Source organism: Nonomuraea turkmeniaca (genome assembly GCF_005889735.1).
In the GTDB taxonomy this organism is placed as follows: domain Bacteria; phylum Actinomycetota; class Actinomycetes; order Streptosporangiales; family Streptosporangiaceae; genus Nonomuraea; species Nonomuraea turkmeniaca.
The window spans coordinates 1-23,144 of the sequence record NZ_VCKY01000165.1; the positions used below are offsets into that span (position 1 = coordinate 1).

Genomic DNA, 23,144 nt, shown 5'->3' on the forward strand with positions numbered 1-23,144 from the left:
TCGAGGAAGAGCAGATCGGGCGTGTTCAGGATGCTGGCCGCGATGTCGATGCGCCGCCGCATGCCGCCCCCGTAGTCGCCCCCATAACCGCCTCCGTGGGAGCCGCCGAAGTCGAAGAACCCGCCCTCGGACGATCCTCCGCCGCTGTGCCCGGGGTACGACCCGCAGTGGCCGGGGGCGCAGCACGTGGTGATCGTGCCGACCCTGACCCGGGTGTCACGCCCCAGCGTGTCGGCCAGTTGCCGGTCGGGCAGCTTGGTCAGCCCGTGCAGCGCCACCAGCCGGATCTCGTCGGTGCTCGACCACGACCCGCCCACCGGCACACGCACGTCCGCCTCCGACAGCGCGGCCTTGCCCGCCGGCGTCACCGGGTCGGCCATGGCGCGGCGCAGCCAGAAGCAGCAGGCCACCCCCATGACCGCCGTCACGGCCAGGATCACGAGCGCGGCCGCCTGCGCCCGCATGACGATCCCCGCCACGGCCACGACCGTCGCCAGCACGGCGAAGAGCAGCAGCCTGTCCGTACGCCGCCGCGACAGCACCCGGTCGGCCGGCGCCATCAGGTACCCCTGCCGCCATAGCGGCGTGGTCAGCCGCCGCATCGCGTGATCGTCGACCGTGTTGTGCCGTACCTCCGCCGTCGTGCACCCGCCCGGCGCCGACTTGATCTGCTTGATCACCGCCCGCTCGACGGGCTTCTGCTTGTCGGGCCGGAACCCCTGGACCGGCGTGACGACTCCCTCGCTCGACACCCGCACCCCGCCCTGCGAGACGAGCGACACCAGTGCCGTGTTGACGACCCGGCGCGGCCCGCCCGCCAGGTACGCGGCCTCGTAGACGTCGAGCGGAGAGCGCGTGGCCGAGGCACTGGTGGAGGCCTTGCCTCTGCGGGCGAAGAACAACGCCATCCGAGTCCTGATCGCGGTGATCGCGACGAGCGCGAACAGCACGATGGCGACCCCGGAGAAAAGCAGGTTCATAGGCGTCCCCCTGACAGGAAAATGCGGGAAAATCCCGTTTGCTCAAAAGACGTTTCCGGCCAGGGCGGCGGTTCCCAGGAAGGTTTTCAAAATGAGCAAAAGTGCCCCATTCGCGACCCAGCGTCGCGAAATGCAGGAAAAGTGCACTTTTGGCCACACGCAGCATCTGCCGCCCCCTGCGGGATGAACGCACGGGGCGAGCGGGTTACTGCTGGGAAACGAACGTTGTGACCTCCCGGAGGAGAACCATGAGCACCCACGCCCAGCCCGAGGGCGGCCGCCGTCCGGTCCGCCAGCTCCGCCTGGTGGTCGAGGCGGAGGACTACGAGGCCGCGCTGGCCTTCTACCGCGACGTCCTGGGGCTTCCCGAGCAGGCCGCGTTCTCCAGTGGGGACGGGGCCCGGGTGGCGATCCTGGACGCCGGGCGGGCCACGCTGGAGATCGCCAATCCGGCGCAGAAGAAGATGATCGACGAGGTGGAGGTGGGGCGGCAGGTGGCCCCGAAGATCCGGGTCGCGTTCGAGGTGGACGACGCCCGGGCCACCACCGAGCGGCTGGTGTCGGCGGGCGCGACCGAAGTGGCACCGCCCACGGTCACCCCGTGGGAGTCGCTCAACGCCCGCCTCGACGCCCCCGCCGGCCTGCACATCACCGTCTTCGAGGAGCTGCGCACGCTTGAGGAACGCGAGGCGTTGGACGGGTTCGGCACGGACGACGCCCGTCCCCCGGCCTCCTGAGCCGCCGGATATCGCCGCTCTCGGCGTCAGGTCCCGCTGAGCGACGCCGTGAGCAGCAGCGGCGCGGCGGCCACGCGGAGCTCGTCGCTGAACGGAGCGGGCCTCAACGTGGCGGGGTCCAGGTTGACGTTGACGCGGTAGCCCTCCGCGTGCACCACCTCCCGGTCCGCGGACAACACCCGGAAGCCGTACACCGCGCTGGTGCGTCCCAGGCGATCGATCCAGAAGTGCACCAACGCCTCGCCCGCCCCCGCGATGGGCACGTGGTAGGTCACCTTGAACTCCCGCACCGCCAGGAACACGTCCTTGAACGCCGACCGCGCCGGGTCGGACGCCCAGCCGAGCCGGTGCCAATACGCCGCCACTGCCCGCTCGACCAGCAACGCGTAGCGCGAGTTGTGCAGCAGGCCCATCGCGTCGAGGTCGTCGAAATACACCTGGACCGGCTCGAAAGCGCCGCTGTCGACCATGTCAATCCTCCGGAAGTAGTGCTGGGTCAGGACAGAGCGCTCGCAGCCGCTGCAACACGGCACGCCGCGCATGAACGAGGGCGTCGGCCCCGTCGAGCAGCCGGGAATGGATGATGACCATCTCGCCCAGCGCGTCGATCTCGTAGGCGAGCTGCGCCGGGTCCACGTCCCCGGCCAGCTCGCCCATCGTCACGGCCGCCGTCACGAGCCGGCGGATGAGCCCTTGCCACTCGCGCATGGCCCCCGCGACCCGGTCCCGGACGGCGCCGGGACGGTCGTCGAACTCGGCCTGCACGGCGAAGAAGAAGCACCCGCCCGGCAGCACCCGGGCGCCGTAGAACGCCAGCCGCGCCTCGTGCACCGCGAACAGCCGCCGGACGCCCGCGGGCGCACGGAGGGCGGGCTCGACCACCTGCTCCTTCCATTGGCGGGCCGCCCATTCCACGGCGTCCAGCTGCAGTTGCTCCTTGTCGCGCCAGTGGGCGAAGAAGCCTGACTTGCTGACGCCGGCCGCCGCCGCCAGCCGTCCCAGGGAGAGGCCGTCCAGCCCTTCGACGGAGGCCAGCCCCACCGCCTGCTGGAGTATCGCCTCGCGACTGCGTGATCCGCGCAGCCGCCGGCCGTCTTGTGTCATGTGCCCCAGGCTATATGAACGACCGATCGTTCGCATAGTTGGCAGACGGGTTCGGCGACCAGGGCTGGCAGGCGTTTGCGCGGGTAGCGTCCAGGCATGGCCACCTTCGACCTGACCAGCCTCCGCGCGGCCGTCTTCGACACCGACGGCGTGGTCACCGACACGGCGCGCGTCCATGCCGCGGCGTGGAAGCACGTGTTCGACGGGTTCCTGCGGGATCGCGGCTCGGCGCCGTTCGACGTCCGGGCCGATTACCTGGCGTACGTGGACGGGCGGCCGCGGCTGGACGGGGTGCGGACGTTCCTGGCCTCCCGGGGCATCTCGCTGCCCGAGGGCGGACCGGGCGACGAGCCGGGTGCGGAGACCGTGCACGGGCTGGGGCGGGCGAAGGACGCGTTGTTCGTGGCGGAGATCGAGAAGCACGGTGTGGCGGCGTACCCGTCCACCGTGGCGCTGCTGCACGAGCTGCGGCGGCGCGGCTGCCGTACGGCGGTGGTCTCGGCGAGCAGGCACTGCCGCGCGATGGTGTCGTCGGCGGGCCTGCTGCACCTGTTCGACGTGCTGATGGACGGCGCCGACGCCGCCGAGCTGGGGCTGCCGGGCAAGCCGGATCCCGCGCTGTTCCTGGAGGCCGCGCGCCGCCTGGAGTCGTCTCCCGCGGAGGTGGCGATCGTGGAGGACGCGCTGCCCGGCGTGGAGGCCGGCCGCCGAGGCGGCTTCGGGCTGGTCGTCGCGGTGGATCGGAGCGGGTCTCCGGAGGCGGATGCCGCCGAAGCCGGCCGGGACGGGTCACGGGCGGACGCGATGCGGGCCGCCGGAGCCGACGTCGTCGTCACCGACCTGGCCGACGTCGGCGTGACGGGGCGGGTGCCTGTGGGGCGGCCATGAACGCCTGGACGCTGGCCTACGAAGGCTTCGACCCCGGCGGGGAGGGGTTGCGCGAGGCGCTGTGCACGCTGGGCAACGGCAGGTTCGCCACGCGCGGCGCCACGCCGGACGGCGAGACGCGCACGCCCGGCACGTACGTGGCCGGCTGCTATGACCGGATCGACTCCGTCGTGGCAGGCCGTACCGTGACGAACGAGGACATGGTCAACCTGCCCGACTGGCTGCCGCTGACGTTCGCCACACCGGACTGCGGGTGGTTCGTGCCCGAGCGGGCCGACCTCCTGGCCTACCGCCACGAGCTGGACCTGCGGCACGGGGTGCTGACGCGGCAGCTGCGCTGGCGCGACCCCACGGGCCGGATCACGGCGGTGAGCCAGCGCCGGCTGGTGTCGATGGCCGAGCCCTACCTGGCGGCGATGGAGACGACGTTCACGGCCGAGAACTGGTCGGGGCGGCTGCGCGTGCGGTCCATGCTGGACGGGCGGGTGGCCAACAGAGGGGTGGTGCGCTACCGTGACCTCCGCGGCGACCACCTGACCTGCCACGACACCGGGACGCAGGACGACATCGCCTGGCTGACCGCCATCACCCGCTGCTCCCGCATCACCGTCGCCCTGGCCGGCCGGATCGACGCGCCCCAGAAGCCGGCCTCTCTTCAGCGGGAGGCCGACCGCATCGCCTGCGAGCACGTGGTCGAGCTCGCGCAGGGCCGGCCGGCCGTGGTCACGAAGACCGTGGCTTTGACCACGTCACGCGATCACGCCTGCCACGACGCCCGCTCGGCGGCGTTGCGTCACGTACGCCGCGCTCCGCCGTTCGTCGACCTGCTGGCCCGGCACACGGCCGCGTGGGAACGGCTGTGGCGGTGTGCCCGTCTGGACGTGGGCGGCCCCGACTTGTCGCGGATCGTGCACCTGCACATCTTCCACCTGCTGCAGACGCTCTCCCCGCACACCGCGGACCTGGACGCCGGCGTGCCGGCCCGCGGCCTGCACGGCGAGGCGTACCGCGGCCACGTGTTCTGGGACGAGCTGTTCGTCCAGCCCTGGCTGAGCCTGCGCTTCCCCGAGATCTCGCTCGGCCTGCTGCGCTACCGCTGGAGGCGGCTGCCCGAAGCGAGGGACGCGGCCCGGGAGGCCGGGTACGACGGCGCGATGTTCCCCTGGCAGAGCGGCAGCGACGGCCGCGAGGAGACCCAGATCCTGCACCTCAACCCCGCCTCGGGACGCTGGCTGCCCGATCACTCCCACCTGCAGCGGCACGTCGGCCTGGCCATCGCGTACAACGTCTGGCAGCACTACCTGGCCACCGGCTCCATGCCGCCGTGGTGCGCCGAGCTGCTGCTCGACATCGCCAGGTGCTTCGCCTCGATGGCGGTGCGGCACGGCGACCGGTACGAGATCCGCGGCGTCATGGGCCCCGACGAATACCACGACCGCTACCCCGGCGCCGCCGTACCCGGCATCGACAACAACGCCTACACCAACGTCATGACGGCCTGGCTGCTGCTGCGCGCCCGCGAGACCGCCCGCCTCGCGCCCGACCTGGTGCCGGACCAGGCCGAGCCCGACCGCTGGGACGAGATCGGCCGCCGCCTGCGGGTCGACTTCCACGACGGCGTCATCAGCCAGTTCAGCGGGTACGCCGGCCTGCGAGAGCTCGACTGGCACCGCTACCGCGGCGTGCGCCGCCTGGATCGTGTCCTGGAGGCCGAGGGCGACGACGTCAACCGCTACAAGGCGTCCAAGCAGGCCGACACGCTCATGCTGTGCTACCTGCTGACCGGCGAGGAGCTGACCGCCATCCTGGAGCGGCTCGGCTACCCCGTCGAACCCGGCCTGATCCCCCGTACGGTCGCGTACTACCTGAAGCGCACCAGCCACGGCTCGACGCTCAGCGCGGTCGTGCACGCCTGGGTGCTGGCCCGCGCCAACCGGGCGCAGTCCTGGCGGTTCTTCACCGAAGCGCTCCACAGCGACATCAGGGACGTCCAGGGAGGCACCACCGCGGAGGGCGTCCACCTGGGTGCCATGGGCGGCACGCTCGACCTCCTGCAGCGCTGCTATCTGGGCTTGGAGCTGCTGCGGGACGGGCTGCGGCTGGATCCGCTGCTACCGGGCAGGCTCGGCGTGCTGTCCATGCCGATCCGCTTCCGCGGCCGGCAGCTGTTCATCGACGCCGACCATCGGGAGGCACGCGTCAACGGCGTCGCGTGCCGGTTCTACAGAGGAGGGGATGCGATCATGACGAGGACAGGGGATCTCGGACGTCGCATCATCCATCAGCGCGCGCACCTCGGCCTGACCCGCGAGGAGGTCGCCGTGCGCGCCGACATGTCGCCGGGCTATCTGAAATACCTCGAGGAGCACGCCGACGTACCGGACACCGGCGCGCTCTACCGCCTGGCCGACGCCCTGCGGACCACCACGGAAGAGCTGCTCGGCGGGGGCAGGGAACGGCCGCCGGGGCACGGTCCCGCCATGGCCAACCCGACGCTGGAGATCCTCGGTGAGGAGGAGTGCCTGCGGCTGATCGCTCCTGGGGGGATCGGGCGGGTGGCGTTCAACGGCTCGCACGGTCCGACCGTGCTGCCGGTCAACTACAAGATGCACGAGGGCGCCATCGTCTTCCGCACCGCCGCCGGCGGGTCCATGGACAACGATCTGCGTACGGGGCTCGACGGGGTCGACATCAAGATCGCGTTCGAGGTCGACCTGATCGACGAGACCAACCGGGAGGGGTGGAGCGTCCTGGTGCAGGGTCCCGCCCATCATGTGCCGCCCGAGGAGGTGCCCGAGGTGTCCTCCGCGGACGTCACCCCGTGGGCGGGCGGCGACCGGCAGTTGTACATCCGCATCACCTGCCGGCAGATCACCGGCCGCCGCATCCACGGCCTTTGACCCCGAGCACGATCATCGCGTCAGCGGCAACCGGTGGCGCCGAAAGCCAGGAACTGCGTGACCTCCTGCTGGTTGAAGTTGTCGTCCGACCCGATCACCAGCGTGCACTCGCCGCTCACCAGGCGCGGCCCCCAGGCCATGCTCTCCAGGTTCTGTACCGGCACGCTGACCGAGCTCAGGTCGTACACCAGGCGTTTGGCCACCGCCCGGTACGGCCTGCCGCGCTCCAGCGAGCGTCTGTCCAGCACGTCCGTGGCGCCGCGCAGGTCGATCTCGTACAGCCGCACCCGGTAGTTCACGCCCTCGATCCAGGCACGTTCGAGCGCCAGGTAGCGGTATTCGTCGATGGCCAGGATCTCCGACACCCCGCTGTCGGCCTCGCCGCCGGGCGGGACGGGGGCGGCCGGCAGCGCGTCGAGCGGGTAGACGAACTGGCCGCGCAGCCGGCCCTGGCGGCTCCACACGGTCAGCCGCGCCGGCGCACCGCGCTCGACCGTCGGCAGCGGCCCGTCCTCGAAGCGCGGCCCCTCGGTCACGGCGACGATCGAACGGGCGGTGACGGCCAGCCCTTCGAAGCCGAAGTTGCGGCGCGGGCCGCGCTCGGCGTCCGTCAACTGCAGATTCCGCGGCGGCCGCAGCTCGGCCAGGTGCCGTCCCTGCAGGTCCATCGCCCGCACGGTGGACGTGGAGATCGGGATGGCCGGGTTCCTGCGGTCCGGCCGGTCACCCTCGTCGCCCCACAGCAGCCGGCCGCCGCGCCGGTCGAACCTGATCGTCTCAGGGTCGGCCGACTCCGGCTTGCCGTACGCCGGGTACGGCGTGCCGTCGGCCCGGGTGAGCGTCGTGACGCCGGTCAGATGAACCCCGTTGAACGCCCCCGACACCCGGTCGATGTCCAGATGGCCGGTGTAGAAGCGGGCCGGGTTGTAGCGCCATCGGTCGTCGGAGAGGAAATACCAGGTGCCGGTGCGCGGATCCCGGTCGATCCCGGACAGGCCGCCCACGGCGGTGCCTTCGAAGCGGGTCAGGTGCGGCAGCCGCTGCTCCCCCAGGAAGCGGGTGATCCGCACCGGGTCCCGCCGTCCGGCCGCCGACGCCGGCGGCGTGACATTCGCCGCCGCCACCGCGAATGCGACGACAATTGCCATTGTTCTCCGCGTACGAGCCATTTTCTCCCCAATTGAAAGGGCCGCCGACTGCGCTGACGGAGAAAATGAAACCGCGAATGATGAAGGAAGTCCATGCAGGCAGGACGCCCGAATATGGGCACGTCATCGGCCATCAGGACAAATTCGTTGATGAATTTCTGGTCGCGGCGATGCCGTCGAGAATGAGCCGCAACCCGTGAGCGAACGCCTCGTCGCTCGTGGGCGCGCCACTCTCGCGTACGCCCGCGACCGTGAGCGGGAATTCGGCGGCGTACTCGGCGAGGTCGTGACCGGCGCCGCGGGCCTGGCGATCGCGGCGCCCCTGCTCGTTCAGCACGAAGCCGAGCGTGTAGTGGCTGAGGGAGCTGATCGCGTGCAGGCCCTCGGCGGGCGTGAACCCGAGCCCGGTCAGGGCCTTGAGCTCCTTCTCGAAGGCCCGGGCCACCGCCGGCCCCGGGTCGCTCCCCGCGACCAGCCGCGCCCCGTCGCGGTGGCTCAGCAATATGCGGCGGTAGCGGTGCGCCCGGCGGGCGAGCCAGTCCCGCCAGGTCTCGCCGTCGCGCGGGCCGCCCATGTCCGGGCCGAGCAGCTCGCGGGACATCTCGTCGAGCAACTCCTGCTTGTTGCGGAAGTGCCAGTAGAGCGCCGGGTTCTGCACGCCCAGCCGGGCCGCGAGGCGGCGGACGGTGAGGCCGTCCAGCCCCACCTCGTCGAGCAGTTCCAGTGCGGCGCGGACGACGGTGTCGCGGGCCAGTCCCTTCTGAGCCATCGCCGCCACCTTAACATCGCTAAGGAAGTGTGCCGATCACCGCAGTGGCGTCCAGGTCGTCGGAGCCGGTCGCGCGCGCCGCCAGGCCGGCCTGCTCGACGGCGCGCACCGTGTCGGCCGCCTGGCGTTCGCTGGTCTCGACCAGCAGGTGGCCGCCGGGCGCGAGCCATTCCGGCGCCTGCGCGATCACCCGGCGTACCACGTCCAGCCCGTCGTCCCCGCCGTCGAGCGCCACGCGCGGCTCGTACAGGCGGGCCTCGGACGGCAGCAGCCCGACGGACCCGGACGGCACGTAGGGAGGGCTGGCGATCAGCAGCTCGACCCGGCCGCGCAGCGTGGCGGGGAGCGGCTCGTACAGGTCGCCCTCGTAGACGTGGCCACCGGGCAGGTTGTGCCGGGCGCAGCGCACGGCGGCGGGGTCGAGGTCGGCGGCGTGCAGCTCGGCCGGGCGCGCCAGCCCTGCGGCCAGCGCCGCGCCCATGGCCCCCGTGCCGCAGCACAGGTCCAGCACGACGGGGGTCCCGGGGATCCCGCGCGCCAGCGCGACGGCCTGGCCGATGAGGAACTCGGTACGGGGCCGCGGCACGAACACCCCGGGCTCCACGACCAGCCGCAGCCCGCAGAACTCGGCCCAGCCGAGCACGTGCTCGAGCGGCTGGCCGGAGACGCGGCGCTCGAGCATGGCGGCCAGCTCGTCGGGGGTGCGCGCGGTGGCGACGATGAGCTCCGCCTCGTCCTCGGCGAACACACAGCCGGCAGCGCGGAGCGTGGCCGCGATGTCAGACATCGCGACGGATGACGAAAAGACCGACATGAACGTCTTTCCTACCAGAACCTGCCCACATCTCCGCGGGCCGCCCCCGATGCCTGGCCATCGTTCCCCTCGGTTGCCGTTCGCGCCACCGTCAGGATACCGTCATCATTCAGATGATGGCATCATTTGAAATTGGGGAGTGTCGATGACCGGTGTGCCCGAGATGGACCTGACCGACGAAGCGGTGCTGTGTGATCCCTTCACCGCGTACGCACGGACCGGAGCGGAGTCGCCGGTGGCGCGGCTGGTGGGGCCGGGGTACTCGTTCTGGGCCGTGCTACGGCACGAGGAGGCCCGGGCGATGCTGGCCGACCCGCGGCTGGAGCTCAACGAGAGCAGCTACCAGCGGCCCGGCGTGCCGGACGACTGCCTGCCGTACATGCGCGGCATGTCCGAGATGAAGGGTGCCGAGCATGCCCGGCTACGCAAGCTGGTGGCGCCGGCCTTCACGCCGCGCAAGGCGGCGGAGTTCGGGCCGCGGATCGAGCGGGTCGTCGAAGGCCTGCTCGACGAGCTGCCCGAGCACGTCGCCGAGGACGGAACCGTCGACCTGCTGGCGCGCTTCGCGCGGCCGCTGCCGATGGAGGTGATCTGCGAGCTGGTCGGCATCCCCGCCGCCGACCGCCCTCGATGGCGCGAATACGGCGTCGCCGTTCAGGCCGGCCACGGCGACGCGTTCGCGCAGGCCATCCCGGGGATCCTGGAGGACGCCAAGGCCGCGGCGGCCCGGGGCAAGGCCGAGCCGGGCGCCGACCTGATCTCCGACCTGGCCCGCATCCAGGAGGAGGACGGCGACCGGCTCACCGACACGGAGCTGGTCACCATGGTGTGGCAGCTCGTCCTGTCCGGCCAGACGCCGACGAACCTCATCGCCAACGCCGTCGTGGCCCTGCTCGGCCATCCCGGGCAGCTCGCCGCGCTCCGCGCCGACCCCGGCCTCATGCCACGGGCCGTCGAAGAGCTGATCCGCTGGTGCGGCCCTGGACTGCTGACCATCCCCCGCTTCACCACGGAGGAGATCGAGATCGGCGGCGTGCCCGTGCCGAAGGGGGTGCCGGTCACGGCCTCGATTCCGGCCGTGAACCGGGATCCGCGGGTGTTCGACGACCCGGACAGGCTCGACATCGGGCGTGAGCCGTCGGGGCACCTCGGGTTCGGGCACGGGCCGCACTTCTGCGTCGGGGCGTCGCTGGCGCGCACGCAGACCGGGATCGCGCTGGGCGCGCTGCTGCGCCGCTTCCCCGATCTGGCGCTCGCCGGGGAGCCCCCGCGCATGCCGGACCCCGGCACGTGGCGGCTGCACTCTCTTCCCATGACGCTGCGGCCGGCGGCCTGAACAGGCCGCCGGGGAAGCGCCCGCTGCTGGACGCACGGATGCCGGCCGGACGCGTACTTTTCGCTGGAGCATGGAACCGCCGGGCAGGGCCGGACGGTCCAAGCCATGGGCGACGTTCACACCGGTGACCATGTTGGAGCCGGATGACGCCGGAGCGGCCCTTCCCGCTCGCCGGCTCGGGATGGACGTCGCCCCCACCAAGACGCGCCACGAAGACGCCGCCTCGCCGGACAGTAGGCCGTCAGAGCGTCGTCGGTAAGACCTGGCGGCCGCGCACGCCCGGGTCGGCGGCGAAGACGGCGCCCGCCTCCGGCTGCTCGGCGCGGTCCACGTCCAGGGCCGAGGTGGTGATGAACAGCCGGTCGAGGTCCTCACCGCCGAAGGTCACCGCCGTGACCTTGCGTACAGGCAGACTGACGACCGCGTCGAGGCGGCCGCCCGCGTCGTACCTGTGCACGGCCCCGCCCTGCCACAACGCCACCCACACCCCGCCCTCGGCGTCGACGGTCAGCCCGTCGGGCGCTCCCTGCGCGGGATCGACGACGGCGAACGGGCGCCGCCCGCTGAGCCCGCTCTCCGGGTCGGAGTCGAGCACGTCCACCCGGCCGGTCGTGGTGTCGGCGTAATACGCCAGGGAGCCGTCCGGGCTGAAGTCGAACCCGTTGGAGATCGTCACCTCCGCCAGCACCACGCGCAGGGCTCCCCCGGGCTCGGCCACGTAGAACGAGCCGCGCCCGGGCGCGGCATCGTAGGCCATGCTGCCGATGTAGAAGCGGCCGCCGGGGTCGCAGCCGCCCTCGTTCATCCGGATCGCGGGGTCGGTCCACGCTTCGCCCAGGGAGCGCAGCGGGGCGTCCAGGTCGTCGGAGTCGGACAGCAGCAGCTCCCGTTCGGCCGCGACGAGGTAGCCGCCGGACACGCGCGGCCGGACGACGGCGGCCACCGCGCCGACGTGGCGACGGCGTACCGTGCCCTGCGCGTCGAGCGCGAGCACGTCCCCGGCCAGCATGTCGACCCACCGCAGCCCGCCCCAGCGGCCGGACCACACGGGTCCCTCGCCGTGCTCGGCGACGGGGTCGGTCACGGTGTACGGGGCGATGCTCATGCCGGTCTCCTCGGTCGCTGGCGGGCCACGTATCGATCATGCTGCCAGAGTCGGTCAATAGGCGACCGTGAACCTGCTGCCGCGGTGCCGGGGCAGCTCGGCCTCGTCCAGCAGCGCGACCGCGAAGTCCTCCATGGAGATCGCCGACCTGCCGTGCGCGTCGACGAGCAGCTCGTCGCCACCGACCCGGTAGACGCCGGTACGCTCCCCCGGCTCCAGCAACGCCGGCGGGCTCAGGTACGTCCAGTCGGCGTCCGTGGCCGAGCGGCAGACCTCGAGCTGCTCGTTGCAGGCCAGCGCGATGGGCCGCAACGTGGGCGGGAAATCGGGAGTCTCGACGAGGGGGAGCCCGCCGGCTTCGGGCACGGTCAGCCCCGCCGCGCCACCGACGAGCAGCAGCCGCACTCCGGTCCGCGCCACGCCGGCCAGCAGCGCCTTGGCGGTGATCGGGAGCTCGCCCTCGTAACCGGGCGCGGGCCGGGTCGCGCTGATCACCACGTCCTGACCGGCGCTCAACGCGGCCACGTGCTCGACGTCCGACGCGTCGCCCGCCCGAACCCGGGCGGGCGTGTGGGCCAGGCGAGCGGGATCGCGGACGACGGCGGTCACGTCGTGGCCGCGCGACAGCGCCTCGGCCACCACCCGGCTGCCTACGGCTCCGGACGCTCCGAAGATGGTGATGCGCATGGTGTTCATGATTCCTTTCCGATGAGTACGCGGGGTGCCGCCGCCTCCGGCAGCGGTCGCGTGCGGGTGGGTTGGAGCTGGGCGGCGACGAGCGCGCCCAGCACGATGAGCGCGCCGAGCGCCTGGGCCGCGGTGAGCCGCTGGCCGAGCACGGCCCAGCCGAGCGCGGTCGCGACCACCGGGCTGAGCAGCCCGAGGAAGGTGACCTTGGTTGCCGAGAGGATCCGCAGCCCTCGGAACCACAGGGCGTAGGCGAGGGCGGCTCCGATGATCGTGAGGTAGGCGTACCCCGCGAGGTTGGCGGTGGTCAGCGTGGCCGGCGGCGGACCTTCGACGACGAGCGCCACGGGAAGCAGCAGCAGGCCGCCCGCCACGAGCTGCCAGCCGGTGGTGGCCAGCAGCGGCGCGGGGGACGGCCACCGCTTGCTCAGCACGACGCCGACGGCCATGACAGCAGCCCCGCCGAGCGCGGCGGCGACGCCGACGGCGTCCAGCCGGGCGTCGGCCCGCAACACGAGCAGCCCGACCCCGGCCACGCCCGCCACGGCGGCGACCACGGTGCGCGGGGTCAGCCGCTCGTGCAGCAGCCCGGCCGACAGCAGGGCGACCAGCAACGGCTGGATGGCGCCGACGGTCGCGGCCACCCCGCCGGGCAGCCGGTACGCGCCCACGAACAACAACGCCAAGAACACCCCGATGTTGAGTGCCCCCAGCACCAGCGCCCGCCACCACCAGATCCCCTGGGGCAGGCGGCGCGTGATGGCGAGCAGCAGGATCCCGGCGGGCAGCGCCCGGATCAGCGCCGCGAGCAGGGGGCGGTCGGGCGGCAGCATTTCGGTGGTGACGAGGTAGGTGGTCCCCCAGATGGCGGGGGTCAGCGCGGTCAGCAGGACGACGGTCCATCGATTACTTAGCACTAAGACAAACTATCTCAGCACTAAGCTACTTAGCCAGTGATTTACCTCACCGCTAAGACATCGGTAGGGTGGAGGCCGTGGCAGACCACGTCGACTTCATTCTCAAACAATGGGGCGCCCAGCGGCCTGACCTGGATGTTTCCCCGATGGCGGTGATCGGCCGGCTGTCCCGGCTGTCCCGGCTGATCGATGCGGAGCTGGCGCGTACGTTCGCCGCGCACGGGCTGGACAGGGCCTCGTTCGACGTGCTGGCCACGTTGCGTCGCAGCGATCCGCCCCACCGGCTGACGCCCGCCGAGCTGATGCGCGCGTCCATGGTCACCTCCGGCGCGGTCACGCAGCGGCTGGACCGGCTGGAGGAACGCGGGCTGGTGACCCGCACGCCGAACGAGTCGGACGGGCGCGGTGTCTACGTGACGCTCACCGAGGAGGGGTTCGCGCTGATCGACCGGGCGCTGCCGGACCACGTCGCGACCGAGCACCGGGTGCTGGACGCGTTGAGCGCGGAGCGGCGCGAGGAGCTCGCGGGCACGCTCCGCGACCTGCTGGAGTCGCTCGGCGACGTCACGGATCTCTCGCCGCGCGCGTAAGAGCACGGGCGGTCCCACGACAGCGGCCAGAGCCTGCGCCTCGTTTCTCGCCTCACGCAGAACGATGACTGTCGGGCCAGAGCTGGAAGAGGAAGCGCTCGACGCCGCGCAGTGCGTAGATGTCCGGATTGGGGGTGAGTGCGGCGATCGCGGCGCGTCCCGCCGTGTACGCGCGCAGCCTGTACGGCCCAGGCGGTCCCGCACGCAGCAGTTGTGTGCCGGGAGGCGGAACCAGGGGGTGCACCTCGAGATCCCCGCTGCCGAGACGGAGGGTACGGTCGGCCTGCACCTCCCAGGCCGGGCCGGAGCCGGGCGGCTCGCCGTCCCACGCCTCGATCGCCACGGCGGCGAAGTGGTCGGTCGAGCCGGCGCTGGCGGCCACGATGGCGTTGTCCCCCGTGAAGAGCCACTGATCGAGGTCGTTCAGGTCGGGGACGATCTGCTCTCCACCGTCATCGAACAGTGAGATCGTCCCACGGACGACGAGGACGTCCATCTCCAGGCGTGCGATGCGACGAGGCATGACTCCATGTTCCTCCCCGAGCGCTGGTGCCCGCGCCGATTCATGGCGCGGGCACCGTCTGCCACCGGGATGTCAGTGGACGTTGATGGAGCCGCCCCTGATGTCCTGCGGACCGGCGACGTCAAGGTCGTAGCCGGCGCCGCGGTGGTTGTCGTAGACGATGTCATTGCCCGGGATGGGGCCGTCCGCCAGGCGCCAGACGACGATCCGGAACTTGTCCGGCTCGTCGTAGCCGTAGAGGACGAAGCCGTACGCGTCGCCGGCCTTCCCCTTCACGGCGATCTTCCCGTCGGGTGCGACCACCAGCCATTCCATACTGCGGGAGTCGAGGTCGAAGGCCGTCCCCTCCACGCGGAAGCTCACCTTTCCACCGCCGGGAGCGGGCCCCTCATCCGCCTTGTGGTACATCGGATTGAAGGTGAAGTGCCCCTTGCCGGTGGTCTGCTGGTCCTCGGCCAGCGCTCCGGGCGGGGAGTCGATGAACCCTCCTCCTGTCACGAAGCCGGCGTCCGGGTCGTAGACGATCACCATGACGGAGTCGCCGTCGGTGCCGGTGTCGTCGTCGTCCACCCGGGTCTTGATCGTGTACATGCCCGGGTGCTGATAGGTGTGGGTCCGCTCGCAGGTGAGGCCGGAGGCCTCGAACGTCTCCTGTCGGCCGTCGTCCCAGTCGACCACGCATTCGTGGGTGTCGTTCAGGCCGGGGTCGGTGAAGTTCGCGGTCAGGGTGACCGGGTCGCCCGCCCGGTACACCTGCCACGGTCGCGGAGACGCGATGCCGGGCGTTGGCACCTCAGCCAGAGGAGCCTGCGCCTTACCCTCTGCGGCGCTCATGCCTTCAAGCAGCTTGCGCACTCGCGGGTCGACGTTCCTGACGGTCAGGGTGGCGCTGTCGCCCACGGCGGCGTTCACCCCGTCGCTGGCGGTCAGCGTCAGCGTGAACGTGCCGTCGTCGGTGCAGGTCACGTCCGTCACGGGTGAGTACGGCTCGCTGAAGTGGCACGCGGCGCCCTGATCGGTGTCAGCCCCGGGGACGTACGTCCAGTGCACCGCCACAGGTCCTTCGGGGTCGCTGGCGCTCCCCGTCAGGGTGGTCGCGAAGCCCTCGTGCCCCGTCATGTCGGCGCCCGCGTTCACTGTGGGTGGCTGGTTCGGGTCGCCGCCGCCCTCGTTCTGGTCGGCGCAGTAGTCATCCCCTCCGTCCTCGTTGTTGTCGTTGATGCGTACGTAGTAGGTGTCCAGGGCGTCGGCGGGGACCTCCTCGCGCCAGACGAGGATGCGGTCATCCTTGTAATAGCGGCCGAGTGCGGCGCCGGCGCAGCTGTTCTGCCGGCCGTTCACGCCCATCACCGAGAAGTTCCAGTCGCCGACGCCGGCACCCTCCTTCGTCGAGGCGAACGGGTACTCGTCGCACTGCTGCTTGAGGGGCGGGGTGGGGTCGTACATGCCGGCAGGCAGTCCCAGACTGAGATAGGGGGATCCACGGTTGCAGGCCTGGGTCTTCTGGTAGCTGTTCTTGCCGTACTCGGGCTGCGACTCCATGATCCGATGCAACCCGGGCACGTCGCGATTTCCGTCGACGAATTTCCCGGGAATGGACTTGCCGTCCTTGAGCGGCCAGGTGAGGCAGGGTGGATTCTGCGCGCACTGGATGTGCCTGGCCACCTCCTCGACCTTCGGATTCTGCACGGAATACTGCATGTGCGGAATCACGTCGTCGAAAATGCAGGCCTTGGACCGGCTTTTCGGGAATCCCATGGTCGCCGAGTCGCAGCGGATCGTGTGAGACCTGGCGATGGGCTGGGGACCGGGATCGAAGCTGCCGACCCGGAAGGTCCTGACCTTGAAATGCCACAGGTGCCGCCGCACCGCGTCGGGGCCGCTCCCGCCCACCTCGCTGGAATGGACGGTCCAGGAGTGCCACGAGTCGTCGTCGTCCCAACCCCCGAAGGTGTTGCCGGCCGTCGCCCCGCCCGACGAGCAGCCGCTCAGCCAGTCGTCGCAGTCGGCCCAGAGGTGCAGCACCGCGCTCCGCAGGTCGCTCGAGGACCCCTCGTAACTGACGCTGTCCTTCTCCGCGCGCATGAACACCTTGACGCTTCGGTTGCCGTCGTCGCGGCCGTAGGCGACCGCCCGGAAGATGAAACTCGCGCGGCCGAGCGGCACGCCCTTGCTCTTGAAGATGGTCCCGCCCATCCGGCCCCGCTGGCACCAGAGGAAGCGGTTGTAGACGCGCCCGAACTCCGAGCGCCCTCCGTCGCTGTCCCAGCAGGGCTCGACCTCGCCCTCGTTGGGCGAGACGGGCGGTGTGCGTGCCGTGCTCGCCGCCAGGACCGTGGGATCGCTGTAGGACAGGCTGTCACGACGGACGGCCTGCTCCCGTGAGGCCACGATCGCCTTCTCGGCTGCCGCGGACGACTCGGAGGTCGCCGCCTTGGGCTCGGCGGCCGGACTGCCGTCGGGTTCGATCGGCACAAAGAACGGTTCGATGGTCAGCGCTTCGTCCTGGACCGCCGCCGCCGACGTCGCCGTTGCCGGTACGGCGCCGACGCCGAGTAGCACGGCCGCCGCCGCGAAGACCGCGCACAGGCGTAAAGCCCCCCGCTTGCCAGACTGCATGACGTCCTCCTCGATGTCGCATGCGGCAAAGCATGCGAAAGCCCCGTTTTAGCTGAGGAATAATGGCAAAGCGGTCAGATCGTATGGGTTTCCTTATTACCCGTCAATGGCTCCGTGATCTCGGTGAATTTGGTGCAGGTCACCAGGTCTTCGGTGTTCATGCCAATTTCTGAAAACCTGTGGGGACTTTCCAGGCGGTGGAGTATTGGTGCGATTGAAACCGTCAGCCCGGCCACGCGTCGCCCCAGTCGACGTCCCTGGCGCGCCGGTAGAGCTCGCCCTGCCGCTTGGAGACGATCACGTCGCGGACCCCGCCGTCGGCGGTGCACAGGCGCAGCGACACCATGCCCTTGCGTTTCTGCGGGTGACGCAGCACCCGGGCCTCGGCGCGCGGCGACGGGCCGGCCGTGGCGGCGACGTAGGAGAACTTCTCGTCCTCGAAGCTCAGGGTGCCCGCCTTGACCTGGCGGTGCAGAGGGGTCCTGGGCAGCCGGACCGAGAAGTGGCACCAGTCGCGTCCGGGCTGGATCGGGCAGTGGCCTTCGTGGGGGCACGGGGCGACGATGGTCATGCCCTGCGAGGTCAGCACCTCCCGGGCGGTGGCGATGGTGGCGTAGCCGGCGGGGGTCCCGGGCTCGATGATGATCACCATGGTGGCGCCGTCCGCGAGCCAGCGCACGACGTCCGGACGGTCCTGTTCGGGGAGCTCGCCCAGCGCGTACGACATGGTCGCCAGGTCGGCCGGGGGCCGGTCGAGGCCCGGGCGGATGGCGGCGTGCCGCCAGGTGGTGCCCCGCACGGCCGCGGTCTCCGACGCGCGGGCCAAGCGCCGGCCCAGGTCGATGACGTGCGGGTCGTGCTCGATGACCGTGACCTGCCGCAGCGACGGCCAAATCGCGCCCGCCGCCCAGATGGCCGCGCCGGTGCCGCCGCCGGCGTCGAGGTGCGTCTTCGGCTGGAAGCCCCGCGCCAGCGCCGCCGCCCGGCGCATCGCGGTGCCCGCGGCGGCGTAGGTGGCGGGCATGCGGTACGCGGCGTAGGCGGCCACGTCGGCCTCGCCTCGCAGGTGCGTGCCGCCGGCCGACGAGGTGCGGTACCGCTCGGTGAGCTGGGCGACCGACCGGGACAGCTCCGGTGGCGAGTAGCGGGACAAGGCCTTGTCCAGGGCGGCCCTGAGCACGTCAGGCAGCATGAGTGAGTTCGCTTTCATGGGAGGCGTTCACAGGGACCGGGCCTGGGCGAGGGGACGCCAGGCGGCCGCGGCGACGGCGGTCATGACGGCGGCGGCGAGCCAGTATGGAGCGGTGATCGTCAGGGCCCGCGCGACCAGCCCGCCGACCAGCGAGCCGAGCGCCGCGCCGCCGACGTCGACCAGCGCGTTCACGCTTCCGACCCGGCCCAGCAGCCCGCCGGGCACGACCCGCTGCCGCAGCGTGGCGACGATGACGCCCCACACCATCGTGTGGATCCCGAAGACGACCAGCACCGCCGCGGCCGCCCACGGCACGGTGACGGCGGCCAGCGCGGCGTGGGTGCCCGCCTCGACGAGCAGCCCGGCCCGCAGCAGCGCCGTCGCCCCGTAGCGGGCCCGCAGCCACGCCGCGAGCCCGGTGCCCACCAGGCCGCCCACGCCGAAGGTGGTGAGCAGCAGCCCGTAGCCGATCTCGGACAGCCCCAGCCGCTGGCGCGCGTACAGCACGAAGACCGAGAACGCGGCGCCGAACACGACGTTCGCCAGTCCCATGCTGACGGTGAGCGTGCGCATGAGGGGATGCCGCCACAACCACCGCAGCCCGGCCGAGATCTCCGCGCGCAGCCCGCCGCCGCGCTCGTACGGCTGCGCGGGCGCCGGACGTACGGTGGCCACGATCGCGGCGGCCACGGCGAACGACACCGCGTCCACCCCGAACGGCAGCGCCGCCGCGACCGCGAACAACCCCGCGCCGATCGGCTTGGCCAGGAACTGGTTGGCCACCGTGAACGTGGCCATCAGTCGGGCGTTGGCGGAGGCCAGCCGGTCGGGCGGCACGATCGCGGGCAGGAGCGCCGCCGCGGCCGTGTCGGCGAGGGTCTCCCCCGCGCCGAGCAGGAAGAACGCCAGATAGATGACCGGGATGGCGGCCAGGTCCGCGGCCACGGAGACGGCTAGCGCGGCCAGCACGACACCCCGCAGCAGGTTGACCGCCACGATGAGCCGCCGGCGGTCGAGCCGGTCCACGTACGCGCCGCTGACCAGCCCGAACAGCAGCCAGGGCAGTTGCTGGGCGAACACGGCGCCGGCCACCAGCGCCGGGTCGGAGGTGAGTGAGGCGACCAGCAGCGGCGCTGCCGCCAGGGTGATGCCGTCGCCGATGTTGGACACCGCGGACGCGGCCCACAACTTGGAGAAATCCGCGCCCAGACGCGCGGATGTGGAGGCACGCAAAAGAGCTCCTCGGACAGGAAGGGGAAACGGTCGTTGACGCAGGCGACCGCTTCAGGCGAGGAGCATCGCCCGCCGGCACGAGCCCGACGGCGACCGGCTAGAGCGTGGTGCGCCCTCGCCTCGAAGCGGTAGCGGTGACCTTGCCGAGGCGCATGCGAACCCCCATCTATCGCGCGATACCAACCGTGGACATTATCAACCAACCGATGTGCCCCTGGCGAACAGGTCCGGTTCCCCGCCCCGCCGGGCGCTAGCGTCGTGGCCATGGTGATCGTCGATGGCGTCGAGATCGCGTTCGAGGAGGCCGGGCCCGCGGCGCCGGCGGGCACGGTGGTGCTGCTGCACGCGGCCGTGGCCGACCAGCGCATGTGGGACCACCAGTTCCTGGCCCTGTCAGAGCGTTACCGCGTGATCCGGTACGACCGCCGGGGAGCCGGCCGGTCCGGCGACGCCGAGGGCGAGGTGTGCCACCACGAGGACCTGCTCGCCGTCATGGACGCGCTTGAGGTGGAGCGGGCGGTGCTGGCGGGCTCGTCCATGGGCGGCGCGTACGCCGTGGAGGCCGCCCTCGCGGCGCCCTCCCGCGTCGCGGGGCTCGTGCTGATCGGCTCGGGGCTGGGCGGTCACCCATGGCCGGCCGACATGCTGGAGCAGGCCCGCGAGCGGGTCCACAGCTCGGTGCCCGCCGACCGCCTGGCCCGCTACCGCGCGGGCGCCGCGGAGCCGGTGAATCCCGCCGATGTGCGCGCGATGGCGGAGGCGCACACGTTGTGGCAGGTCGCGGGTCCCGACCGGGGGCGCGATGCGCTCTCCGGCGAGGTGTGGGAGGCGGCGGTGGAGATGTGCCGGCTGGTGTTCGAACGCTCGTGGACCGGGCCCCGATCCTCCGAACGCCACCTCGACCCGCCTGCTGCCGGCCGCCTCCACGAGGTTGCCGCGCCCACGCTGGTGATCAACGGCCTGGCGGACGTGCGCGGCATCCAGGAGGTGTCCGGCCTGCTGGCCGCGGGCATCCCGGCCGCTCGCCGCGTGGACCTGCCGGAAACGGGGCATTTGCCGCCGCTGGAACGGCCCGTCGAGGTGACGGCCGCCCTGGTGGCGTTCCTCGCCGACGTCTTCCACCCGGCCCGCACCGACGCCTGACCTCCACGCCGAGGCCCGACCACGACACCCGACCTCCACGCCGAGGCCCGACCACGACACCCGACCTCCACGCCGAGGCCCGACCACGACACCCGACCTCGGCGCTACGGCTTGACCTCCGCGCCGACGCGTGACCCCCGCGGTTGGGCCCCGGCCCGGGAGGCGTGCTCCGCGAGGATCCCGCCGATGGCCGCCGCCAGCAGGTCCCTGTGCTCCTGCGGCAGCTCTCCCGCCAGCGCCTCCAGCCGCGCGGTCGTCCTGTCGTGCGCCTGCCCCCCGAGCCGTTCCCCTTCCCGGGTCAGCACGATCCGGCAGGCCCGCCGATCGTGCGCGTCCCGGGTGCGGGCCACCAGGCCGCGTTTCCCGGCCCGGTCCACGAGCCCCGTCAGGCTTGACTTCTCCAGATTCAGCGCCCGGGACAGCTCCGTCATCCCGACGGGCCCGTCGATGAGCAGGCAGAGCAGCTGGGCCTGCTGCGGCGTCAGGTCGTGCTCCTTGGCGACCTCGTCGAACACCTGCTGCACCAGGTGCGCCAGGCGGACGAGCGCCTCGGTGAACCCCGGGAGCGGCTCCTTCGTGGTGACCACGCGACCGAGTCTAGTTGACAGTAGTTGGCGATACGAACTACTTTCTCCGCATAACAACTGTTCGTAACACCAACTAATGGCGCCCAGGGAGCCCCTCATGCCCGACTACGGCCACGACCTGCTCTTCAGCGCCAACATCGTGCCGTACGCGCAGCACCCCGACACCGTCGTAGCCCTGGCCCAGCTCGCCGAACGCGCCGGGCTCGACGTCGTCACCTTCCAGGACCACCCGTACCAGCCGGCCCTCCTGGACACCTGGACGCTGCTCGGCTACGTGGCGGCCGCCACCGACACGATCAAGCTGGCGGGCAACGTGCACCCGCTGCCCTTGCGGCCGCCTGCCATGCTCGCCCAGGCCGCCGCCAGCCTGGACATCCTCAGCGGCGGCCGGTTCGAGCTGGCCCTCGGCACGGGCGGCTACTGGGACGCCATCGCCGCCATGGGCGCCCCGCGCCTGAGCCCGGGCGAGGCCGTGGCGGCGCTCGAAGAAGGCATCCAGATCATCCGCGCCGCCTGGGACACAGACGCGCCCGGCGGAGTCCACTTCCCCGGCGTGCACCACCGGGTCGAGGGCACGCCGCGCGGACCGCGTCCCGCCCACGACATCGGCATCTGGCTCGGCGCGTACAAGCCCCGGATGCTCCGCCTCACCGGACGGCTCGCCGACGGCTGGCTGCCCTCCCTTCCCCACCTCGGGACCACGGCCAAGATCGCCGAAGGGAACGACGTCATCGACGAGGCCGCCGCCGAGGCCGGTCGTGCGCCCGGCGACATCCGCCGTCTGCTCAACCTCGGCGAGGACCTGCCACCCGCCCAGCTCGCCGAGCTCGCTCTGGAGCACGGCATCAGCGTCTTCACGCTCATGACCGGCGACCCGGGCCAGATCCAGCGCTTCGCCGCCGAGACGGCGCCGGCCGTACGCGAGCTCGTCGCCGCCGCTCGCCGCCCCCCGGGGACGCAAGCCCCCGTGGAACGTGTCCGGGAGACAGCGCCTGGAGCGGCCGCCCAGGCCGGCGTCCAGCAGCCGCCCGCGCTGGGGGTGACACCGACCCCCGACGACGGCGTGCGGCTGAGCGACGTCCGCGTGTGGGACGAGAGCACCCGGCCCACCGCCTCGCGCCCCGACCCCGACCGGCGCTACACCCCCAGGGAGCAGGCCAACGGCCGGCACCTCATCGACGTGCACGACCACCTGCGCACCGAGCTCGCCCAGCTGCGCGATCTGATCGACCAGGTGGCCGCGGGCACGCTCGACGCGGACGCCGCCCGCTCCCACATCAACGCCATGACCATGCGCCAGAACAACTGGACGCTCGGCGCCTACTGCGAGTCCTACTGCCGGCTCGTGACCATGCACCACACCGGCGAGGACGCGGTCCTCTTCCCCCACCTGCGCCGTGCCGAGCCCGCCCTCGCCCCGGTGCTCGACCGGCTCAAGGAGGAGCACCAGGCCATCCACAAGATCCTCGAACGCATCGACCGGGCGCTGGTGGCGTTCGTCGGGGACCCGGCCGGCCGCCTGGACGACCTGCGTGCCGCCGTGGACCTGCTCACCGACAGCCTGCTGTCGCATCTGTCGTACGAGGAGCACGAGCTCGTCGAGCCCCTGGCCAGGCACGGACTCTAAGGCCAGGCGGGAACGCGTGCCGGCGGGCCGCGGCCACGACCGCCAGCGCGCCCGCCACCAGCGGAAGCGCGGTCCACGGCAGCGCCCAGGCCCCTGTGTCCTCCAGCACCACGCCGCCGGCCAGCGACCCGGCGGCGATGCCGGCGTTGTAGACGGTGGTCTGCATGGACGTCGCCACGTCGGCGTTCTCCGGCCCGGACGCGGTCACCAGCGCCGTCTGCAGCAGCGTCGGCACGCCCCCGAAC

The 23,144-nt window shown here is 71.8% G+C and carries 21 protein-coding genes and 1 pseudogene; 7 read left to right on the top strand and 15 right to left on the bottom strand.

Annotated features, from left to right (window positions below; genetic code table 11):
* Positions 1-980 (bottom strand): TIGR04222 domain-containing membrane protein (locus tag ETD86_RS36620; protein WP_138671228.1); only part of this gene is annotated, 980 nt, incomplete at its 3' end.
* Between the two features lie 248 nt (positions 981-1,228).
* Between ETD86_RS36620 and ETD86_RS36625 the strand changes: the two genes are divergently transcribed.
* Positions 1,229-1,717, top strand: a complete 489-nt coding sequence (locus tag ETD86_RS36625; RefSeq protein WP_138671229.1) for a VOC family protein — start codon at positions 1,229-1,231, stop codon at positions 1,715-1,717.
* 26 nt (positions 1,718-1,743) lie between these two features.
* Here ETD86_RS36625 and ETD86_RS36630 read toward each other — a convergent pair whose 3' ends face one another.
* Together ETD86_RS36630 and ETD86_RS36635 are read right to left on the bottom strand one after the other, a co-directional pair.
* Positions 1,744-2,187, bottom strand: a complete 444-nt coding sequence (locus ETD86_RS36630) for an acyl-CoA thioesterase (RefSeq protein WP_138671230.1) — start codon at positions 2,185-2,187, stop codon at positions 1,744-1,746.
* Between the two features lies 1 nt (position 2,188).
* On the bottom strand, positions 2,189-2,821 hold the full coding sequence (locus ETD86_RS36635; RefSeq protein WP_138671231.1) for a TetR/AcrR family transcriptional regulator: 633 nt from the start codon (positions 2,819-2,821) through the stop codon (positions 2,189-2,191).
* Positions 2,822-2,917: 96 nt separating this feature from the next.
* Here ETD86_RS36635 and ETD86_RS36640 point away from each other — a divergent pair, with 96 nt between their 5' ends.
* A complete protein-coding gene (locus tag ETD86_RS36640; protein ID WP_138671232.1) occupies positions 2,918-3,709 on the top strand; it encodes an HAD family hydrolase in 792 nt (263 codons plus the stop codon).
* Entirely contained in the window at positions 3,706-6,609 is a 2,904-nt protein-coding gene (locus ETD86_RS36645) for a pyridoxamine 5'-phosphate oxidase family protein (protein WP_138671233.1), read from the top strand. The genes ETD86_RS36640 and ETD86_RS36645 overlap by 4 nt, the downstream gene beginning before the upstream one ends.
* Positions 6,610-6,629: 20 nt before the next feature.
* Here ETD86_RS36645 and ETD86_RS36650 read toward each other — a convergent pair whose 3' ends face one another.
* The 3 genes from ETD86_RS36650 to ETD86_RS36660 all read right to left on the bottom strand — a co-directional run bounded on the left by ETD86_RS36650 (position 6,630) and on the right by ETD86_RS36660 (position 9,313).
* Positions 6,630-7,757 carry an esterase-like activity of phytase family protein gene (locus ETD86_RS36650; RefSeq protein ID WP_138671234.1) on the bottom strand — a complete coding sequence of 376 codons (1,128 nt, stop codon included), beginning with the start codon at positions 7,755-7,757 and terminating at the stop codon, positions 6,630-6,632.
* A 133-nt stretch (positions 7,758-7,890) separates the two neighbouring features.
* Positions 7,891-8,526 (bottom strand): TetR/AcrR family transcriptional regulator C-terminal domain-containing protein, encoded by a 636-nt coding sequence (locus ETD86_RS36655; RefSeq protein ID WP_246148751.1) that lies wholly within the window; start codon positions 8,524-8,526, stop codon positions 7,891-7,893.
* A 19-nt stretch (positions 8,527-8,545) separates the two neighbouring features.
* Positions 8,546-9,313 carry a putative protein N(5)-glutamine methyltransferase gene (locus ETD86_RS36660; protein WP_246148754.1) on the bottom strand — a complete coding sequence of 256 codons (768 nt, stop codon included), beginning with the start codon at positions 9,311-9,313 and terminating at the stop codon, positions 8,546-8,548.
* A gap of 172 nt (positions 9,314-9,485) precedes the next feature.
* Here ETD86_RS36660 and ETD86_RS36665 point away from each other — a divergent pair, with 172 nt between their 5' ends.
* Complete coding sequence (locus ETD86_RS36665) at positions 9,486-10,676, top strand: cytochrome P450 family protein (protein ID WP_138671236.1); 1,191 nt, start codon at positions 9,486-9,488, stop codon at positions 10,674-10,676.
* A gap of 241 nt (positions 10,677-10,917) precedes the next feature.
* Here the strand turns inward: ETD86_RS36665 and ETD86_RS36670 are convergent, their stop codons facing one another.
* Genes ETD86_RS36670 through ETD86_RS36680 form a run of 3 tightly spaced genes read right to left on the bottom strand, consistent with a single transcriptional unit; the run spans position 10,918 to position 13,385 of the window.
* On the bottom strand, positions 10,918-11,781 hold the full coding sequence (locus tag ETD86_RS36670) for an SMP-30/gluconolactonase/LRE family protein (RefSeq protein WP_138671237.1): 864 nt from the start codon (positions 11,779-11,781) through the stop codon (positions 10,918-10,920).
* A gap of 54 nt (positions 11,782-11,835) precedes the next feature.
* Positions 11,836-12,477: an NAD(P)-dependent oxidoreductase gene (locus ETD86_RS36675; RefSeq protein ID WP_246148756.1), complete on the bottom strand. Its 642-nt coding sequence runs from the start codon at positions 12,475-12,477 to the stop codon at positions 11,836-11,838.
* On the bottom strand, positions 12,474-13,385 hold the full coding sequence (locus ETD86_RS36680) for an EamA family transporter (RefSeq protein ID WP_138671238.1): 912 nt from the start codon (positions 13,383-13,385) through the stop codon (positions 12,474-12,476). The genes ETD86_RS36675 and ETD86_RS36680 overlap by 4 nt, the downstream gene beginning before the upstream one ends.
* A gap of 77 nt (positions 13,386-13,462) precedes the next feature.
* Here ETD86_RS36680 and ETD86_RS36685 point away from each other — a divergent pair, with 77 nt between their 5' ends.
* Positions 13,463-13,975, top strand: a complete 513-nt coding sequence (locus ETD86_RS36685) for a MarR family winged helix-turn-helix transcriptional regulator (protein WP_211370542.1) — start codon at positions 13,463-13,465, stop codon at positions 13,973-13,975.
* Positions 13,976-14,027: 52 nt separating this feature from the next.
* On the opposite strand, the gene ETD86_RS36690 is transcribed toward ETD86_RS36685, so the two are convergent.
* The 4 genes from ETD86_RS36690 to ETD86_RS36705 all read right to left on the bottom strand — a co-directional run bounded on the left by ETD86_RS36690 (position 14,028) and on the right by ETD86_RS36705 (position 19,542).
* Positions 14,028-14,498, bottom strand: coding sequence for a hypothetical protein (locus ETD86_RS36690; protein WP_138671239.1), 471 nt, complete (start codon positions 14,496-14,498; stop codon positions 14,028-14,030).
* A gap of 72 nt (positions 14,499-14,570) precedes the next feature.
* Positions 14,571-17,117 (bottom strand): PKD domain-containing protein, encoded by a 2,547-nt coding sequence (locus ETD86_RS36695; RefSeq protein ID WP_138671240.1) that lies wholly within the window; start codon positions 17,115-17,117, stop codon positions 14,571-14,573.
* Positions 17,118-17,340: 223 nt separating this feature from the next.
* Positions 17,341-18,327 (bottom strand): small ribosomal subunit Rsm22 family protein, encoded by a 987-nt coding sequence (locus ETD86_RS36700; protein ID WP_170223455.1) that lies wholly within the window; start codon positions 18,325-18,327, stop codon positions 17,341-17,343.
* Positions 18,328-18,336: 9 nt separating this feature from the next.
* Positions 18,337-19,542, bottom strand: coding sequence for an MFS transporter (locus ETD86_RS36705; protein ID WP_138671241.1), 1,206 nt, complete (start codon positions 19,540-19,542; stop codon positions 18,337-18,339).
* Between the two features lie 264 nt (positions 19,543-19,806).
* On the opposite strand from ETD86_RS36705, the gene ETD86_RS36710 reads away from it, so the two are divergent.
* Positions 19,807-20,685, top strand: a complete 879-nt coding sequence (locus ETD86_RS36710; protein ID WP_211370543.1) for an alpha/beta fold hydrolase — start codon at positions 19,807-19,809, stop codon at positions 20,683-20,685.
* Between the two features lie 104 nt (positions 20,686-20,789).
* Here the strand turns inward: ETD86_RS36710 and ETD86_RS36715 are convergent, their stop codons facing one another.
* On the bottom strand, positions 20,790-21,272 hold the full coding sequence (locus ETD86_RS36715) for a MarR family winged helix-turn-helix transcriptional regulator (RefSeq protein ID WP_211370544.1): 483 nt from the start codon (positions 21,270-21,272) through the stop codon (positions 20,790-20,792).
* Between the two features lie 97 nt (positions 21,273-21,369).
* Here ETD86_RS36715 and ETD86_RS59725 point away from each other — a divergent pair, with 97 nt between their 5' ends.
* On the top strand, positions 21,370-22,899 hold the full coding sequence (locus tag ETD86_RS59725; protein WP_138671244.1) for an LLM class flavin-dependent oxidoreductase: 1,530 nt from the start codon (positions 21,370-21,372) through the stop codon (positions 22,897-22,899).
* Here ETD86_RS59725 and ETD86_RS36725 read toward each other — a convergent pair.
* A pseudogene (locus tag ETD86_RS36725) lies at positions 22,823-23,144 on the bottom strand (MFS transporter); the annotation flags it as partial. The gene ETD86_RS59725 and the pseudogene ETD86_RS36725 overlap by 77 nt on opposite strands.

Bases quoted from the DNA above. Each gene is read 5' to 3' on its own strand.
- ETD86_RS36660 (WP_246148754.1), bottom strand. From the start codon at position 9,313: ATGTCTGACATCGCGGCCACGCTCCGCGCTGCCGGCTGTGTGTTCGCC.
- ETD86_RS36710 (WP_211370543.1), top strand. From the start codon at position 19,807: ATGGTGATCGTCGATGGCGTCGAGATCGCGTTCGAGGAGGCCGGGCCC.
- ETD86_RS36645 (WP_138671233.1), top strand. From the start codon at position 3,706: ATGAACGCCTGGACGCTGGCCTACGAAGGCTTCGACCCCGGCGGGGAG.
- ETD86_RS36625 (WP_138671229.1), top strand. From the start codon at position 1,229: ATGAGCACCCACGCCCAGCCCGAGGGCGGCCGCCGTCCGGTCCGCCAG.
- ETD86_RS59725 (WP_138671244.1), top strand. From the start codon at position 21,370: ATGCCCGACTACGGCCACGACCTGCTCTTCAGCGCCAACATCGTGCCG.
- ETD86_RS36650 (WP_138671234.1), bottom strand. From the start codon at position 7,757: ATGGCAATTGTCGTCGCATTCGCGGTGGCGGCGGCGAATGTCACGCCG.
- ETD86_RS36630 (WP_138671230.1), bottom strand. From the start codon at position 2,187: ATGGTCGACAGCGGCGCTTTCGAGCCGGTCCAGGTGTATTTCGACGAC.
- ETD86_RS36675 (WP_246148756.1), bottom strand. From the start codon at position 12,477: ATGAACACCATGCGCATCACCATCTTCGGAGCGTCCGGAGCCGTAGGC.
- ETD86_RS36700 (WP_170223455.1), bottom strand. From the start codon at position 18,327: ATGAAAGCGAACTCACTCATGCTGCCTGACGTGCTCAGGGCCGCCCTG.
- ETD86_RS36665 (WP_138671236.1), top strand. From the start codon at position 9,486: ATGACCGGTGTGCCCGAGATGGACCTGACCGACGAAGCGGTGCTGTGT.
- ETD86_RS36670 (WP_138671237.1), bottom strand. From the start codon at position 11,781: ATGAGCATCGCCCCGTACACCGTGACCGACCCCGTCGCCGAGCACGGC.
- ETD86_RS36635 (WP_138671231.1), bottom strand. From the start codon at position 2,821: ATGACACAAGACGGCCGGCGGCTGCGCGGATCACGCAGTCGCGAGGCG.
- ETD86_RS36690 (WP_138671239.1), bottom strand. From the start codon at position 14,498: ATGCCTCGTCGCATCGCACGCCTGGAGATGGACGTCCTCGTCGTCCGT.
- ETD86_RS36640 (WP_138671232.1), top strand. From the start codon at position 2,918: ATGGCCACCTTCGACCTGACCAGCCTCCGCGCGGCCGTCTTCGACACC.
- ETD86_RS36655 (WP_246148751.1), bottom strand. From the start codon at position 8,526: ATGGCTCAGAAGGGACTGGCCCGCGACACCGTCGTCCGCGCCGCACTG.
- ETD86_RS36695 (WP_138671240.1), bottom strand. From the start codon at position 17,117: ATGCAGTCTGGCAAGCGGGGGGCTTTACGCCTGTGCGCGGTCTTCGCG.